Source organism: Citrobacter sp. Awk 4, from assembly GCF_028069725.1.
Lineage (GTDB): Bacteria > Pseudomonadota > Gammaproteobacteria > Enterobacterales > Enterobacteriaceae > Citrobacter_D.
Map to the genome: position 1 here is coordinate 26,056 of NZ_JANEWG010000039.1, position 15,676 is coordinate 41,731.

14 protein-coding genes and 2 pseudogenes are annotated in these 15,676 nt (G+C 51.2%); 7 read left to right on the forward strand and 9 right to left on the reverse strand.

The genetic code is table 11. The features are described from left to right. Positions 1-24: 24 nt before the first annotated feature. The gene (gene dcp, locus NNO04_RS16095; protein ID WP_271445546.1) at positions 25-2,070 is read right to left on the reverse strand and encodes a peptidyl-dipeptidase Dcp; all 2,046 of its coding nucleotides are present in this window, start codon (positions 2,068-2,070) and stop codon (positions 25-27) included. A gap of 137 nt (positions 2,071-2,207) precedes the next feature. On the opposite strand from dcp, the gene ydfG reads away from it, so the two are divergent. The 3 genes from ydfG to ydfZ all read left to right on the forward strand — a co-directional run bounded on the left by ydfG (position 2,208) and on the right by ydfZ (position 4,119). Next, the gene (ydfG, locus tag NNO04_RS16100; protein WP_271445547.1) at positions 2,208-2,954 is read left to right on the forward strand and encodes a bifunctional NADP-dependent 3-hydroxy acid dehydrogenase/3-hydroxypropionate dehydrogenase YdfG; all 747 of its coding nucleotides are present in this window, start codon (positions 2,208-2,210) and stop codon (positions 2,952-2,954) included. A gap of 86 nt (positions 2,955-3,040) precedes the next feature. After that, the gene (locus NNO04_RS16105) at positions 3,041-3,727 is read left to right on the forward strand and encodes a GntR family transcriptional regulator (RefSeq protein ID WP_271445548.1); all 687 of its coding nucleotides are present in this window, start codon (positions 3,041-3,043) and stop codon (positions 3,725-3,727) included. 188 nt (positions 3,728-3,915) lie between these two features. Continuing rightward, on the forward strand, positions 3,916-4,119 hold the full coding sequence (gene ydfZ / locus NNO04_RS16110) for a putative selenium delivery protein YdfZ (RefSeq protein ID WP_271445549.1): 204 nt from the start codon (positions 3,916-3,918) through the stop codon (positions 4,117-4,119). Positions 4,120-4,222: 103 nt separating this feature from the next. Here the strand turns inward: ydfZ and NNO04_RS16115 are convergent, their stop codons facing one another. The 5 genes from NNO04_RS16115 to NNO04_RS16135 all read right to left on the reverse strand — a co-directional run bounded on the left by NNO04_RS16115 (position 4,223) and on the right by NNO04_RS16135 (position 9,974). Then, complete coding sequence (locus tag NNO04_RS16115; RefSeq protein WP_271445550.1) at positions 4,223-5,689, reverse strand: mannitol dehydrogenase family protein; 1,467 nt, start codon at positions 5,687-5,689, stop codon at positions 4,223-4,225. Positions 5,690-5,862: 173 nt separating this feature from the next. Then, positions 5,863-7,239 carry an MFS transporter gene (locus tag NNO04_RS16120; protein WP_271445551.1) on the reverse strand — a complete coding sequence of 459 codons (1,377 nt, stop codon included), beginning with the start codon at positions 7,237-7,239 and terminating at the stop codon, positions 5,863-5,865. Positions 7,240-7,291: 52 nt separating this feature from the next. Continuing rightward, positions 7,292-8,308, reverse strand: a complete 1,017-nt coding sequence (locus NNO04_RS16125; protein ID WP_271445552.1) for a Zn-dependent oxidoreductase — start codon at positions 8,306-8,308, stop codon at positions 7,292-7,294. A 15-nt stretch (positions 8,309-8,323) separates the two neighbouring features. Next, positions 8,324-9,538 carry a starvation-sensing protein RspA gene (gene rspA, locus NNO04_RS16130; RefSeq protein WP_271445553.1) on the reverse strand — a complete coding sequence of 405 codons (1,215 nt, stop codon included), beginning with the start codon at positions 9,536-9,538 and terminating at the stop codon, positions 8,324-8,326. 109 nt (positions 9,539-9,647) lie between these two features. Then, the gene (locus tag NNO04_RS16135; protein ID WP_271445554.1) at positions 9,648-9,974 is read right to left on the reverse strand and encodes a YnfA family protein; all 327 of its coding nucleotides are present in this window, start codon (positions 9,972-9,974) and stop codon (positions 9,648-9,650) included. A 154-nt stretch (positions 9,975-10,128) separates the two neighbouring features. On the opposite strand from NNO04_RS16135, the gene NNO04_RS16140 reads away from it, so the two are divergent. Both NNO04_RS16140 and speG read left to right on the forward strand, forming a co-directional pair. Continuing rightward, complete coding sequence (locus NNO04_RS16140) at positions 10,129-10,470, forward strand: DUF1283 family protein (RefSeq protein ID WP_271445555.1); 342 nt, start codon at positions 10,129-10,131, stop codon at positions 10,468-10,470. A gap of 34 nt (positions 10,471-10,504) precedes the next feature. Beyond that, on the forward strand, positions 10,505-11,065 hold the full coding sequence (speG, locus tag NNO04_RS16145; protein WP_271445556.1) for a spermidine N1-acetyltransferase: 561 nt from the start codon (positions 10,505-10,507) through the stop codon (positions 11,063-11,065). An 8-nt stretch (positions 11,066-11,073) separates the two neighbouring features. Here speG and NNO04_RS16150 read toward each other — a convergent pair whose 3' ends face one another. Next, a complete protein-coding gene (locus NNO04_RS16150; RefSeq protein WP_271445560.1) occupies positions 11,074-11,784 on the reverse strand; it encodes a YnfC family lipoprotein in 711 nt (236 codons plus the stop codon). Between the two features lie 173 nt (positions 11,785-11,957). Then, on the reverse strand, positions 11,958-12,341 hold the full coding sequence (locus NNO04_RS16155; RefSeq protein ID WP_271445557.1) for a cupin domain-containing protein: 384 nt from the start codon (positions 12,339-12,341) through the stop codon (positions 11,958-11,960). Positions 12,342-12,585: 244 nt separating this feature from the next. On the opposite strand from NNO04_RS16155, the gene NNO04_RS16160 reads away from it, so the two are divergent. Continuing rightward, positions 12,586-12,891, forward strand: a complete 306-nt coding sequence (locus tag NNO04_RS16160; RefSeq protein ID WP_442870742.1) for a DUF1161 domain-containing protein — start codon at positions 12,586-12,588, stop codon at positions 12,889-12,891. 153 nt (positions 12,892-13,044) lie between these two features. Then, positions 13,045-14,469 (forward strand): annotated as a pseudogene (locus NNO04_RS16165) (molybdopterin-dependent oxidoreductase); the annotation flags it as partial. 702 nt (positions 14,470-15,171) lie between these two features. On the opposite strand, the pseudogene NNO04_RS16170 reads toward NNO04_RS16165, so the two are convergent. Then, positions 15,172-15,676: pseudogene (locus NNO04_RS16170) on the reverse strand (hypothetical protein); the annotation flags it as partial.

The window sequence follows — 15,676 nt, forward strand, 5'->3', positions numbered from 1 at the left end:
AACCCCGATCATTCAGAATGAAAACTACTGGCTTAACCCGCGATGAAGCAGCATCGGTTCAATTCGCGGCTCCAGCCCTCGCCACGCCGAATACAGCTGTTCCAAATCTGTGCTGTTGCCGCGAGACAAAATCACTTCCCGGAAGCGCTGGCCATTTTCACGCGTTAATCCGCCATGTTCGACAAACCACTGATAGCCATCATCTGCCAGCATTTGCGTCCAGAGATAGGCGTAATACCCTGCCGCATAACCGCCGCCAAAAATATGGGCGAAATAACTGCTACGGTAGCGCGGCGGTACGGACTGAAGATCGATTTCCTCAGCCGCTAGCGCCTGCGATTCAAAACTGTCCACATCGGGTACGGCGGAGTCCGCCGACAGGGTATGCCAGCGCATATCCAGTAAGGCTGCGCTCAGTAACTCTGTCATGTCATAGCCTTTATTAAACAGGCTCGCCCGGCGCATTTTGTCTTGCAGCGCATCAGGCATTTTTTCCCCTGTTTCAACATGCCGGGCGTAGCGAGCAAAAACAGCGGGATGGCTCGCCCAGTGTTCGTTGATCTGCGACGGGAACTCAACAAAGTCACGTGGCGTATTGGTCCCTGAAAGGGTTGCGTAACGCTGGGAGGCAAACAAACCATGCAACGTATGTCCGAACTCATGGAACAACGTGATTACATCATCCCAGAGCAATAACGCCGGTTGTCCTGCGGACGGTTTTTGATAGTTACAGACGTTGTAAATCACCGGCCTGGTTTCGTTGAGCGTTGATTGTTCGACGAAGTTGCCCATCCAGGCGCCACCGCTTTTTGACTCACGCGCGAAGAAATCACCGTAAAACAGCGCCAGTCCCACACCGTCACTGTCGAAGATTTCCCAGACGCGAACATCAGGGTGATAAACCGGGATATCAAAACGCTCAATAAACTTGATGCCAAACAGCTGATTTGCCGCCCAGAAAACCCCCTCATTCAGGACAGTGTCTAAGGCGAAATACGGCTTGAGCTGCGTTTCATCTAACGCGAATTTCTCGCGTCGTACCTGCTCGGCATAAAACGCCCAGTCCCATGGCTGTACCGTGAATCCGCACGGCTGTTGATCAATGATTTTTTGGATCTCCGCCTGCTCATCAAGCGCACGCTGACGTGCGGCAGGCACAATAGCCCGCATAAACGCCAGTGCGGCCTCAGGCGTTTTCGCCATCTGATCGGCAATTTTCCACGCGGCATAATGAGCAAAGCCCAGTAGTTTTGCCTGTTGCGCGCGAATTTCCACCAAACGCTTCACGATGGCGCGCGTGTCATTGGCATCATTTTTTTCCGCCCGCAGCCATGCAGCCTTAAAGAGATTTTCCCGGGTCTGCCGGTCGCGCAGCGCAGCGAGCGCCGGTTGTTGCGTCGTGTTAAGCAAGGGAATTAACCAACGCGCCGAAAGCCCCTTCTCTGTGGCGGCTTGTGCGGCATGGGCTACCTCTTCGGCACTTAAACCTGCCAGCGAGTGAACCTCATCCACCACCAGTCCACCCGATTTATTTGCCGCCAGTAATCGCTGGTTAAACTGGCTGGTCAGCGTCGCTGACTCGGTGTTCAGCCGTTTCAGTTGGTCTTTATCGGCATCACTGAGTTGCGCGCCGGCCAGGACGAAGCGCTGATGAATTACCTCCACCAGCCGTAAGGATTCTGCATCCAGTTTCAGCGTTTGACGCTGTTTCCAGACGGCGTCCACGCGCGCAAACAGGGCGCTGTTCAGGTAGATATCATTTGCCAGCGCAGCAAGTTCGCCGGAAAACGCCTCATCAAGACGCTGCAATTCGTCGTTAGTATGCGCCGCCGTCATGGCGAAAAATACGCTGGTAACGCGCGTCAGTAAGGCACCGCTTTGCTCCAGCGCTAAGCAGGTATTGGCAAAATCCGCTGCCTCGGGGTTTTGTACAATCGCATCGATTTCTGCGCGTTTTTGCCGCATTCCTTCATCAAAGGCGGGACGGTAATGGCGGTCTTCAATCAGATCAAAACGCGGAGCCTGATACGGCAACACACTGTTACTTAAGAATGGATTTGTTAACGACATCTTTCACTCCCGAAAACGATTTGTTCAATAGAGTAGGCCTCCCTTGAAATGACCGCAATCTCGTTAACCAGGATTACCCCCTAACAGATATCGCGTGCTATGGTAGTACAACACAAAAAGCGTTGAGGAACAGTGAGATGATCGTTTTAGTTACCGGTGCAACGGCAGGCTTTGGTGAGTGCATTACACGTCGTTTTATTGAGAATGGCCATAAAGTGATTGCCACAGGCCGCCGCCAGGAACGCCTTCAGGAGTTAAAAGAGGAGCTGGGAGATAACCTGCTAACGGCACAACTGGACGTGCGCAATCGTGCAGCCATTGAACAAATGTTGGCCTCGCTGCCTGCCAACTGGCGCAACATTGATATTCTGGTCAACAACGCCGGGCTGGCTCTCGGACTTGAACCCGCGCATAAAGCCAACGTTGACGACTGGGAAACCATGATCGATACCAACAATAAGGGCTTGATTTATATGACTCGCGCCGTGCTGCCGGGCATGGTTGAACGTAATCGTGGTCATATCATCAACATTGGCTCTACGGCGGGCAATTGGCCGTACGCCGGCGGCAACGTCTATGGCGCCACCAAAGCGTTTGTCCGTCAGTTCAGCCTTAACCTGCGTACCGATTTACACGGTACTGCGGTTCGCGTCACGGACATTGAACCGGGTCTGGTGGGCGGCACCGAATTCTCTAACGTTCGCTTCAAAGGTGACGATGAGAAAGCGGGCAAAGCTTATGAAAACACAACGGCATTGACACCCGAAGATGTGACCGAAGCCGTATGGTGGGTTGCCTCATTACCCGCTCATGTGAATATCAATACCCTGGAAATGATGCCCGTAACACAATCCTTTGCCGGACTGAGCATTCATCGACACTAATTACGCTACCCGGCCTCTGGCCGGGTATAGCCCACAGCAAAAAAATGATAGAATAATCGGGTTAACTCTCTAAAAAGTAAGAGCACATGACCGTCGAAACCCAACTCAACCCTACACAGCCGGTAAATCAGCAAATATACCGCATTCTTCGTCGTGACATCGTGCATTGCCTGATTGCACCTGGCACACCGCTGTCTGAAAAAGAAGTTTCTGTACGCTTTAATGTTTCACGCCAGCCCGTGCGGGAAGCGTTTATCAAGCTGGCGGAAAATGGACTGATCCAGATCCGTCCGCAGCGCGGTAGCTATGTGAATAAAATTTCGTTATCGCAGGTACAGAATGGATGTTTTGTCCGTCAGGCGATAGAGTGCGCGGTTGCTCGTCGCGCCGCGTCAATGATGACAGATAGCCAGTGTTATCAACTGGAACAGAACCTGCATCAGCAGCGTATTGCGATTGATCGTAAACAGCTTAACGATTTCTTCCAGCTTGATGACGAGTTTCATCAGAAACTGGCGGCTATTGCCGATTGCCAGCTAGCCTGGGATACCGTTGAGAATATCAAAGCGACTATTGACCGTGTGCGCTATATGAGTCTGGATCACGTGTCGCCGCCTGAAATGCTGCTCAGGCAACATCATGATATTTTTGCCGCGCTTGAAAAGCATGACGCGGAAGCCGTTGAACGTGCGATGACTGTCCACCTGCAGGAAATTGGTGAGTCCGTACAGCTTATTCGCCAGGAAAACAGCGAATGGTTTAGCGAAGAATAATTCCCCTCTCACCCCGCCCGGGGTGAGTTCCCACTCCTCTTTTTCTCCCCGCACATCCTTAGCCAAAAAGCCGTGAGCTTGATCAAAAACAAAAAAAAACCTTCACAAGAGGCGTATTTATATGACGCCCGTTACGTGGGACTAAAAGCCCACGGGCTTTGACGGTAAGTTAGAAAGGAGAAAACACCATGATGACATACGATCGTAACCGTAACGCAATCACCACTGGCAGCCGGGTCATGATTAGCGGCACAGGACAGACGGGGAAAATTACCTCAATTGACACCGATGGCCTTGATGCAGCACAGATCCGTCGCGGGAAAACCGTGGAAGTTGAAGGTTGTGAGGGTAAATTTGCGCCCATCGAACTGATTCGTCTCGGCATGAACTAATGGTGTCAATGCCGCCCCAGGCGGCATTACGATGAAGTGACTGCCGGGAAGCGACACCGCCATTCCCGGCTACATACAACGTCTTTCGGCTACTTCAACACGGTTATTTCTGTTTCGCGACGTACGCTGCAACAGTCGCTTTCGCACCATCCGCCAACAAAGACAGGTACGCTTGCGTCACTTTGCGGGTAAACAGACCTTCATGCGGCAACTCATTGCCGAAGATCGCGTCAATGCCCAACAACGCCTGAACGCGGCTTTCACCTTCCTGACTCTCCTGAACCGCTTGCTGAATGACAGGCAACAGCGGATCGTTGACTTCGATCGCCTTGCCCTGCTCGTCCACACCGCCGACGTAACGCATCCAGCCTGCCACGCCCAGCGCCAGCAAATCAAAGCAGCTGTTATGCGCCAGATGCCAGCGCACAGAGTCCAGCATACGCTGAGGCAGTTTCTGGCTACCGTCCATCGCAATCTGCCAGGTACGGTGGCGCAGCGCCGGGTTGCTATAGCGTTCAATCAGTAAGTCGGCGTAACGCTTCAGATCGACGCCTGTCACTTTCAGCGTTGGCGCCTGTTCCTGTAGCATCAACGCATGAGCCGCGAGACGGTAGTTTTCGTCTCCCATACAATCATTAATATGCTGATAACCGGCCAGATAACCAAGATATGCCAGGAAAGAGTGGCTACCGTTCAGCATGCGCAGCTTCATCTCTTCAAACGGGATAACATCGACAACCAGTTCAGCACCGGCTTTTTCCCATTCCGGACGCCCTGCAACGAAATTATCTTCAATAACCCACTGGCGGAACGGCTCGCATGCCACACCGGCAGGGTCGCGCACACCGGTTAACTGCTCAATTTTGTCCAGCGTATCAGGGGTGACGGCAGGAACGATTCGGTCAACCATCGTGGAAGGGAACGTGACGTTTTGTTCAATCCACTGCGCCAGTTCAGCATTAACCGCGCGAGCATAAGCCGTCACCACATTGCGCATTACATGCCCGTTCTCAGGCATGTTATCGCAGGACATCACGGTGAATGCCGGCAAACCTGCCGCTTTACGGCGCGCAAGCGCTTCAACGATAACCCCTGGTGCTGATTTAGGCTGCTGAGGGTTTTGCAGATCGGCGGCGATCATCGGGTGATCCAGCATCAATTGCCCTGTCGCCGGAGAATGACAGTAACCTTTCTCAGTAATTGTCAGGGAAACAATCGCTACCTGCGGTTCGCACATTTTTGCGAGAACAGTCTCCAGCCCCTCGACCTGCGCATGCAGGGCTTCTTTGACCACACCCACAACGCGCGCAGTCCAGGCATCAGCAGACATTTCTGCCACGGTATACAAATTGTCCTGGTTTTTCAGGTCAGCAATCTGCTGCTCACCGCCAATCAGGTTAACTTCGATGTAACCCCAATCACTGCCGTGCTCTGTGGCAAGGATATCCGCATAGATAGCCTGGTGGGCGCGGTGGAACGCACCGAAACCAAGGTGGACAATGCGTGGCACCAGTTTGCTGCGATCCCAGGTCGGGAGTGTTGCCTTAGCGGTTAATAGCTTGTTTTGCATCTTTTTGACTCACTGTAGAGAACGTTGATTGCCATACTAGATTAACGAGTTCATTTGGCGTGTTCTTGATTTGAGTTAATTTATTGTCGATTGGTATGACATGTTTTTAAGTTGTGTAACAAGAATGGGCGTTTCAGTGAAGCGCACCGTCATGACAGTGCGCTTTCTTATTATCAGGACATTTTCGTTGCAGCCTGTGGTTTCATGGATGGCACGGTATCTGCGGCATCATGTAGCAGACTCAGATCGCGATCGCGAACTTCCGGCATGAAGAACGCTGAAATGAACCCAATGATCGAGTAGCAGATAATCATCACCACAATCGGCATCCAGGAACCGGTCATGTTGCAGAAGATCCCCGCCAGTAACGGTCCAAAACCAACCGCCACCAGACCACCCACCTCTTTTGAAATCGCCATCCGGGTAAAACGGTTTCTTGAACCAAACATCTCCGCCATGGTGATGTTTTCCAGTGCGAACAGCCCCAGCACCGCAAAGTTATGAATGATAATAATGGAAGCCATAATCGTGCTAACGCTGTTGCTCTTATCAACAATCATCGACAGCATCGGGTAAGCCAGGATCATCGCCGACAAACTCATCACCATATAAGGTATACGGCGACCATATTTATCAGACAACCAGCCCAGTAGCGGGATTGTTAAAAAGCCAAGTACCGAGCTAATCATCAGCGCATCGGTGGGGATCGCTTTATCAAACAACAGTGTCTGTACGAGATACCCTGCCAGGAAGGTCTGAATCAGCCCTGAGTTGCCCGCCTGACCAAAACGCAGCCCCGTAGCCAGCCAGAAAGATTTACTGCGGAACATCGCCCCAACAGTATTCTCATCCGCAACCGCTTTTTCTGGAGCGAGTTCCGTATCGTTCACTTTTTCAAAGACCGGACTCTCCTTCAAATTAAAGCGCAGCCATATTGCAAAGAGCATGACCACGACACTGGCGAGAAACGGTATACGCCAGCCCCATGCGACCAATTCTTCACGATCCAGAACAAAGAACATAAATGCCCAGATCGCTGTCGCACTCAGTGTGCCGCAGTTCGTCCCCATTGCCACGAGTGAAGAAATAATCCCGCGCTTACCTTTCGGCGCATATTCCGCCAGCATGGTACCCGCACCAGAAATTTCCGCGCCAGCACCCAATCCCTGAACAATACGCAACGTCACCAGCAGAATCGGGGCAAAAATACCTATCTGCGCATAGGTAGGTAGTACGCCAATTAAGGTTGTACAGATCCCCATCATCGTAATGGTAATAAACAGGACTTTCTTACGGCCCACCCTGTCACCCATTTTGCCGAAGATAAACGCACCGACAATACGTGCAATGTATCCTGCACCATAGGTTCCCATTGCCAGTATCAGCGCCATCGCCGCCGATTGTTCCGGGAAAAATATCTCGTGAAAAACCAGTGCAGCACCTAATGAATAAAGCTGAAAATCCATGAACTCCAGGGCGGTACCGAGCCAGCCTGACAGGGCCGCTCGCACGAGGTCAGATGTACTTCTTTCATGTTTAATTTGAGTCATCGCTTTCATCTCGGATGTTAAGATGCGGACTACTTACTCGCATTTTTTATTATTAATTGAAGGTCAATAGCACTTTGCAGCACGACTTCTGGTCTTTCTCAAATAACTCAATTGCATCGGTGACTTGTTGGTAATTAAAACGGTGTGTAATTAATTTATCAGGGTCGATCAATCCTTTTTGCAACCAATCCAGCACGACCGGGAATTTATTCGCATTGAGTCTGGAAGAGTAAATGGATATTTCTTTTCCGGTAATTCCCTGCTGTATAATACTCGAAGGCTCGCTGGAGAATCCCATCAGAACAATACGCGCTGCAGGGGACGCAAGGGAAATAGCCTCCTGCAAAATAGAAGGATGGCAAGCCGCATCAACAATGAGCGTTGGCTTAATTCCTTTCTCTTGCAGAAGTGTTGATAAATCGTGTTCGCCATTATTGATAACCCAGTCTGCACCGCTATTTTCGGCCATGACTAAACGCTCATTAATGCGGTCAGCGACAATCACCTGTTTGACCTGGTAGACATTTTTCAATGCCTGTAACGTGGTCAGCCCCATTGGACCTGCGCCATAGATCAGCGCAATATCCTCTTTCCCGGGATTGACCTGCCCGGTCACATTGGCGGCAATCGTGAACGGCTCAACCATAACAGCATGATGGTCGCTGACATTTTGCGGAACCGACCAGGCATTTTTAGCGGGCACGACAGCATATTCGCTAAAGCCCCCATCCCGGTGCACACCCAATACAACCAGCGAGGTGCAGACATTCGGCTTCCCGATTGAGCAGGGATAGCAGTGACCACAGCTTATTACCGGGTCGACACAAACACGTTCACCGGGGGATTTATCTGTAACGCCTTCACCAATAGCATCAATCACACCAAAAAATTCATGGCCGATCACCCGTGGATATTTTGCGAAGGGGTTGTGTCCACGATAAATATGGCTATCGGAACCGCAAATCCCGGCAAGGCTTATTTTAACGCGAACTTCATTCATGCCAGGAACAGGCAGCGGTCGCTCTTCAATAATCAGTTCATTGGGTTGTTTAATGACGACACTTTTCATTTTATTCTCCGGTGATTACCAGTTCCACAAGGTGCCATCTTCCAGACGAGCCACAGGCAAATAAGCCGGGTCGTACGGATATTTCGCAGCCAGTTTTTCATCAAACTCAATGCCCAGACCCGGTTTATTACCTGGGTGCATATATCCGTTATCAAACGTCCAGTTATGCGGGAAGACTTCCAGCATTTGTTCGGAGTACCCCATGTATTCCTGAACCCCGAAATTCGGCACCCACAGGTCAAAGTGCAGCGCCGCCGCCATACAGACCGGTGAGAGATCGGATGGACCGTGTGAACCGGTACGAACCTGATACAGGGAGGCAAAATCAGCGATACGCCGCATGCCGGTAATGCCGCCTGCGTGCGTAATTGTGGTACGGATGTAGTCGATCAACTGCTCTTCAATCAGCTGTTTACAATCCCAGATGCTGTTAAAGACTTCGCCGACCGCAATAGGCGTGACCGTATGCTGGCGGATCAGGCGGAAGCATTCCTGGTTTTCCGCAGGGGTGGGGTCTTCCATCCAGAACAGACGGTGATCTTCAATGCTCTTACCAAACCGAGCCGCTTCAATGGGCGTCAGGCGGTGGTGCATGTCGTGAAGTAAGTGCTCATTAAAACCAAATCTGCTGCGTACGGCTTCAAACAGTTTGGGAGTAAAGTCGAGGTATTTTTCGGTTGACCACAGTTGTTCTTCTGGCCACTGCCCTTTCGTCGCAGGCTCGTAAGCCAGCCCTTTCCCCTTCGCCATTCCATATGTGGTTTTCATCCCTGGTACGCCGCACTGCACGCGGATCGCTTTAAACCCCATCTCTTTATGACGCGCATAATCTTCCAGCACATCATCGACCGTGTGACCAGTGGTATGGCAATACACCATCACGCCTTCACGAGAAGCGCCGCCCAACAACTGATACAGCGGCATGTTGGCAGCTTTCGCTTTGATGTCCCACAGCGCCATATCCACAGCGGAGATGGCCGACATCGTCACCGGACCACGACGCCAGTAGGCGCCTTTGTAAAAGAACTGCCAGATGTCTTCAATACGGTGCGCGTCACGGCCAATCAGCTGCGGGCAAAGATGATCTTTCAGATACGATGCGACCGACAACTCACGCCCATTGAGCGTGGCGTCGCCAAGACCGGTAATACCATCCTCGGTCGTAATCTTCAGCGTAACAAAGTTACGTCCCGGACACGTGACAAAGACTTCAGCCCCTACAATTTTCATTTTTATTCCTTACATCTCTTTTGCGATGCAGGAAATTTACCCAACTGAGCTACTACCATACAAGTTAAATGAGTAAAAAATCACTTACCTGTCACAAAAAATGGGACGCTTAAACGCGCCCCCAGCCCGCCACGATAATCAGCATTCCACAGAGAGCAATCGCAGCGCCTGACCAGTCATACACACTGAGCTTGATACCGTCGACAAAACGCAGCCACAGTAACGCCGTACAGACATAGACGCCGCCATAGGCCGCATAGACTCGCCCGCTGGCCGCCGGATGTAATGTCAGCAACCAGACAAACAGCGCCAGTGAAACGCCCGCCGGAACCAGCAGCCAGTCCGTTGCGCCGCGCTTAAGCCAGAGCCAGGGTAAAAAGCAGCCGATGATTTCGCATAGCGCCGTAACAAAAAAAAGAAGCGTAATTTTTAACATTATTCATTTTGAGTGACTGTCGATTTAACCATGATACTTCAGAATATCCTCAGCGTATCCATGCCCTTAAGGCGGGTATGCCCTGCGAGCGGAAATAGTGTAGAATTTGGACGCATTAAATCGCTTTTAGCCCATTCATTTAAAGGAACTGACAATGAACAAAACACTTAGCCAACGCCTGTGCCTGACGGCAATGCTTACGCTGGGTGCCGTCATGTACACCACTTGTGCAATGGCAGAAACCAGCAAACTGGTGATTGAATCCGGGGACAGCGCGCAAAGCCGTCAGCAGGCCGCGATGGAAAAAGAGCAATGGAACGACACGCGTAAGCTGCGCAATAAAGTGAATACCCGCACAGAAAAAGAGTGGGACAAAGCTGACGCGGCATTTGATAAGCGCGATAACTGTGAACAAAGCGCGAATATCAATGCCTACTGGGAACCGAATACCCTTCGCTGCCTGGATCGTCGCACCGGCCGCACGATTGCACCCTAAAATGACTGTTTAAGAAGGAATGTAAGGATACCGTATGACCAGCGCCCACAGTGTCAAACTCCGCCCGCTTGAGCGCGAAGATTTACGATTTGTACACCAGCTCGACAATAACGCCAGCGTGATGCGGTATTGGTTTGAAGAACCCTATGAAGCCTTTGTCGAGCTTTCCGATCTTTATGACAAACACATTCATGACCAGAGCGAACGCCGCTTTGTTGTGGAATGCAACGGTGAGAAAGCCGGTTTAGTTGAACTGGTCGAAATTAACCATGTGCATCGCCGGGCCGAATTTCAGATCATCATTTCTCCGGAATATCAGGGGAAAGGTCTGGCCTCTCGCGCAGCAAAACTGGCGATGGATTACGGTTTTACCGTGCTCAATCTCTACAAACTTTACTTGATCGTCGATAAAGAAAACGAGAAAGCGATTCACATCTATCGCAAATTAGGTTTTATGATAGAGGGCGAATTAATTCATGAATTTTTTATCAACGGCGAATACCGCAATACCATTCGGATGTGTATATTCCAGCAACAGTATTTGGCGCAACACAAAACGCCAGGTTCTCAGTTGCTAAAACCCACCGCGCAGTAAACTGCGGTTTAGTAATACTCAATGGTATTTTTAATGGTGTAACTCCGTTCAACTGCTGGTTTAGCGCTTTCATCGACAATAATAAGCTGGCAGTTGATCGGGTTAGCGTGGGCGTCATATTCGCAGGTTTGCTTCACATGACCCACGGGCCGATCGTTAAGCAGGCTCACGGCGGTATAATCCATTTTTTTTAGCGGGTCCGGCGACGGTTTAGCGCTGACCGACAATTTACTGTCTTTGGTGACCGTGGTCTTACCCAACGGGTATCCATCGGCGTCGTAGCGGTACTGTATTTCCATCTCTTTACCCGCAGCGCTCACGACGAAACCGTTATCATCGGTATCCCAGACAACCCCTGCCGAAGGCAATTCCGCCAACTGGCATTTCCCCTGCAGGCGCACCCGTTTTTCCAGCGTCTCGGCATCACGGTAAAAATTGGCATCCAGCACTAATGCCACCCCGGTATTATTTTCCAGATCGTGAAGCTCAAGCGTATCAAAGCAGCCTTCCTGCGATAACGTGCCGCTGACCCGTTTTGCCACTTCGCCTTTATCATTCATCAACGTCTGGCTGAAATCCTTCACCGGACCACGTAACGGATCAAAATCAAATTCATTGGAAAAGCTGGCCATTTCCGGCGTATACGACACCAGGCTGGTCGCGTTATCACAGCCAGCAAGCATCACGCACAGAAAACTCAGTAGCGCCTTTTTCGTCACATTATTCACCGCGTTACAGGGAAGATTTTCAATCATATTAGCAAATACAGAGAGTTACGCCATAGCGTAATGAACCCCAAATAACACTCAAGAAAAGGCCCACTCTACAGAATGGGCCCTATACACGATGATGAATGATGAGCATCGTACTGGTGTTCGATAACTTTTTTGCTTTATGGCGAGTCGGTGCAACCACTCTCTTTATGTTTAGCCCAATCGACCATTCCCTGGAAGTCAACAATGACCACGGATTCATCCCCCACAACCCAGGCATCGTGACCGGGGGGAATACGTGACAAGTTACCAGGCAGACAATCGAATTCAGAGCCATCGTCCATTTTTACCCGCAGCACCCCGGCAACGTGATACTGAAAATGAGGCGCTTCACAACTCTTCGTCCCGGCGATAGGCTGCACGGATGTCGCCCATCGCCATCCAGGCTCCAGCACCGCCCGACCCACTATCGCTCCCCCGATATTCAGGAGCTCCAGTCGTCCATTCGGAAACTCGCGAACTTCGTCTGGTGTACCAAATGATTTCACTTCTGCTATGTCCATTGCGCACCTCCTTAGATTGAATACGCGCATGGTCGCTCTCAAAGTATACCAACAGCGGTTATTTTTTGTTCACTCTCGGGGCGGCGCACCGCAATAATGATGGGGGCAAACTGGCAGTATCGGTTTGGGGATATTTTGGGAAGTCGCGCTATTTTAAGAACCTTCAACGGGTTGCGTTCAAATACGGAGGGGTATACTACAAATGCTATGCTTTATTTATCGTTTTCTATAGAAGGAGTGAATGATGAACCTAACCAGAGGAATTGCCGTCTTGTTACTGGTGACCGCCTCCCCGTGGGTCATGGCTGCACCGGAATCGTGCGAAAGAGTCAAAAGCGATATTGAGCAGCGGATCATTAACAACGGTGTGGCGGAATCGAGTTTTACCTTAAATATCGTGCCGAACGATCAGGCCGATCAGCCTGATTCGCAGGTTGTGGGGCATTGCGCAAACGACACCCACAAAATCCTCTATACCCGCACGAGTAGCGGAAACGCCCCGGCAAATAGCAGCCCAGCTCAGGACGGCCCCACCGTCGAACCGCAGTGATCCCCTTTTGCCCTCCGTTCCTGGAGGGCATCCCTTATATTGACGTGGATTAATACCCCTTGACCTTACAAGGGTAAACTCATTGCATTATTAGCAGAGTACTAATTCCCATATAAAACAATTTATATAACGATTGCGATAATGGAGTGAATGATGTCCAGAGTTGAGCAACATGGAGGCATTAGCCGCAGAACGTTGGTGAAATCCACAGCCATTGGCTCACTGGCGCTTGCCGCGGGTGGCCTCGCTTTACCCTTCGGTGTACGAACTGCAGCGGCGGCTGTGCAAAAGGCAATACAACCGGAAGACGATAAAGTCGTCTGGGGTGCGTGCTCGGTTAACTGTGGCAGTCGTTGTGCTCTGCGCCTGCACGTCCGGGATAATGAAGTCTGGCGGGTTGAAACCGACAACACCGGCGACGATGTTTACGGCGATCATCAGGTACGCGCCTGTTTGCGTGGTCGTTCTATTCGTCGACGGATTAATCATCCAGACCGCCTCAATTATCCGATGAAACGCGTGGGCAAACGTGGGGAAGGAAAATTTGAGCGAATCACCTGGCAAGAGGCCCTTGATATCATCAGCGATAGCCTCAAAAGTACCGTAGAAAAATACGGTAATGAAGCCGTTTATATCAACTACTCCTCCGGCATCGTCGGCGGCAATATCACTCGCTCCTCCCCTTACGCCTCACTGGTGGCCCGGCTGATGAATTGTTATGGCGGTTTTCTCAGCCACTATGGCACCTACAGCACAGCGCAAATCGCCGCTGCCATGCCTTATACCTACGGCTCCAATGACGGCAACAGTACCTCGGATATTGAAAACACCAAACTGGTGGTGATGTTTGGCAATAACCCTGCTGAAACCCGAATGAGCGGCGGCGGAGTTACCTATTTTCTTGAACAAGCCAGGGAACGCTCGAATGCCAGAATGATCGTCATTGATCCGCGGTACACCGATACCGCAGCGGGTCGTGAAGATGAGTGGATCCCCATCCGGCCAGGTACGGATGCTGCACTGGTCGCGGGAATCGCCTGGGTGTTGATTAATGAAAATCTTGTCGATCAGCCTTTTCTCGACACCTGTTGTATCGGCTACGATGAAAAAACACTCCCCGCTGGCGCGCCAGCCAACGGGCACTACAAAGCCTACATTCTGGGTCAGGGAGAAGACGCCACCGCCAAAACGCCGCAGTGGGCATCGCACATTACCGGCATCCCGGTCGATCGCATTGTGAAACTCGCGCGTGAAATTGGCACAACCCAACCTGCTTATATTTGCCAGGGATGGGGTCCCCAACGCCAGGCGAATGGCGAGTTAACCTCACGCGCGATTGCCATGCTGCCGATTCTTACCGGCAACGTCGGAATTCATGGTGGCAACAGCGGTGCCCGCGAATCCACATACACCATTACGATTGAGCGCATGCCGCTGCCGAAAAATCCGGTTAAAACGCAAATTTCCTGTTTTAGCTGGACCGACGCCATCTCACGAGGCCCGGAGATGACCGCCCTACGTGACGGCGTTCGTGGCAAAGAAAAGCTGGATGTGCCGATTAAATTTATCTGGAACTTCAAGGACTTGAAGCGGACCCTTAGTAGGCCTGAGGTCCTGCATTGAGTCAAGACCTTGTGTCATTCTTTGTGCCAGACTTGTGTCATTAGACGGGATGTCTAGACGGCTGGTCAGGACCCCCGGTGGCCTCGGTCTGGACTTGAGGTGGGCCTATGGGGGGAAGTCTGCTGGCTTAATGTATTAGATGGTCATTCACATTTTTCTGTCAGAAACCATCGGTCCCACTGTGAGTCCAAACCTAAGGACCTAGAAGTCCACCCACAGCCTTAGACAGAGTGTCGAACACATCCACACCGAGTCGACCAGAGAGGACCATGTAGAGACCCACAGAGAGGAACACGAGTTTATAGACCAGAGTCAGGAGGGACTTCAGGTCTGCGGAAGTCATAGACATAAAGCTCCTATCTGTTATGTTATATTATTGCATTAACAACAGGTCCAGACCATAGTTAGTTAATCACAGTGATAGCCCACCACCTGAAGTCCTGCTGATATTCAGTCCAGACTTACCTCTGCTCATGGTCTTACCTCCCTCGGTCTCCTGACCTTGGGTATCGACTACAGCTTGCTGAGCGTCATCTGGAGGAGCTACAGGAGGAGCTACAGGAGGCGGGACCGAAGCCCCACCTTGAGTCCCACCACCACCTGTCAGGCCCTTGGCGATGGACCTGAAGCCTTTACTAATGCTCTTACCCATTGGTCTTACGCTTCGGTCTTGGTGAACTTCAGGCGTTTGACTACAGGCAGGACGGCAGTAGCTGAGCCAGTGCCCATCTTGACGGTCGTAGCAGCTTCAGCGACAACGAACACTTTACCGAGGATTTCCAAGTCATGGGACTGAGAGTCGCCATCACGTGAAAGGACGACCGTAATATTCTCACCGTCGTGACGGAAGCAGCCGAAGCTCAGGGCCGTGAAGCGTTTAGCCAACATGAACACACCTTTGTCCTCACCGTTGTAATATGCGATGTCGGTACCCAGCATATCCACGATAGCGTCTTCACCAGAGAAGCCCTGCTTAGCAGCCAGACGAGAGAGAGCCTTGATGTGTGACTCATGGGCGATAATGCCATAGTCAGAAACCTCAGAACCGAAAGAAGACTCGGTGTTCTCATACAGCGCGTCCATGATAGTGTCTGCCTTAGCTGTCAGGCTACCAGTCAGGACCGGAAGCTCTACAGTCTTCAGTAGCTTAGAGGATTCCAGC

Excerpts from the sequence above, each read along its gene's own strand:
- speG (WP_271445556.1), top strand. The coding sequence starts at position 10,505 with ATGACCAGCGCCCACAGTGTCAAACTCCGCCCGCTTGAGCGCGAAGAT.
- dcp (WP_271445546.1), bottom strand. The coding sequence starts at position 2,070 with ATGTCGTTAACAAATCCATTCTTAAGTAACAGTGTGTTGCCGTATCAG.
- rspA (WP_271445553.1), bottom strand. The coding sequence starts at position 9,538 with ATGAAAATTGTAGGGGCTGAAGTCTTTGTCACGTGTCCGGGACGTAAC.
- NNO04_RS16105 (WP_271445548.1), top strand. The coding sequence starts at position 3,041 with ATGACCGTCGAAACCCAACTCAACCCTACACAGCCGGTAAATCAGCAA.
- NNO04_RS16125 (WP_271445552.1), bottom strand. The coding sequence starts at position 8,308 with ATGAAAAGTGTCGTCATTAAACAACCCAATGAACTGATTATTGAAGAG.
- NNO04_RS16140 (WP_271445555.1), top strand. The coding sequence starts at position 10,129 with ATGAACAAAACACTTAGCCAACGCCTGTGCCTGACGGCAATGCTTACG.
- NNO04_RS16115 (WP_271445550.1), bottom strand. The coding sequence starts at position 5,689 with ATGCAAAACAAGCTATTAACCGCTAAGGCAACACTCCCGACCTGGGAT.
- ydfG (WP_271445547.1), top strand. The coding sequence starts at position 2,208 with ATGATCGTTTTAGTTACCGGTGCAACGGCAGGCTTTGGTGAGTGCATT.
- NNO04_RS16155 (WP_271445557.1), bottom strand. The coding sequence starts at position 12,341 with ATGGACATAGCAGAAGTGAAATCATTTGGTACACCAGACGAAGTTCGC.
- NNO04_RS16135 (WP_271445554.1), bottom strand. The coding sequence starts at position 9,974 with ATGTTAAAAATTACGCTTCTTTTTTTTGTTACGGCGCTATGCGAAATC.
- NNO04_RS16120 (WP_271445551.1), bottom strand. The coding sequence starts at position 7,239 with ATGACTCAAATTAAACATGAAAGAAGTACATCTGACCTCGTGCGAGCG.
- NNO04_RS16160 (WP_442870742.1), top strand. The coding sequence starts at position 12,586 with ATGAACCTAACCAGAGGAATTGCCGTCTTGTTACTGGTGACCGCCTCC.
- ydfZ (WP_271445549.1), top strand. The coding sequence starts at position 3,916 with ATGATGACATACGATCGTAACCGTAACGCAATCACCACTGGCAGCCGG.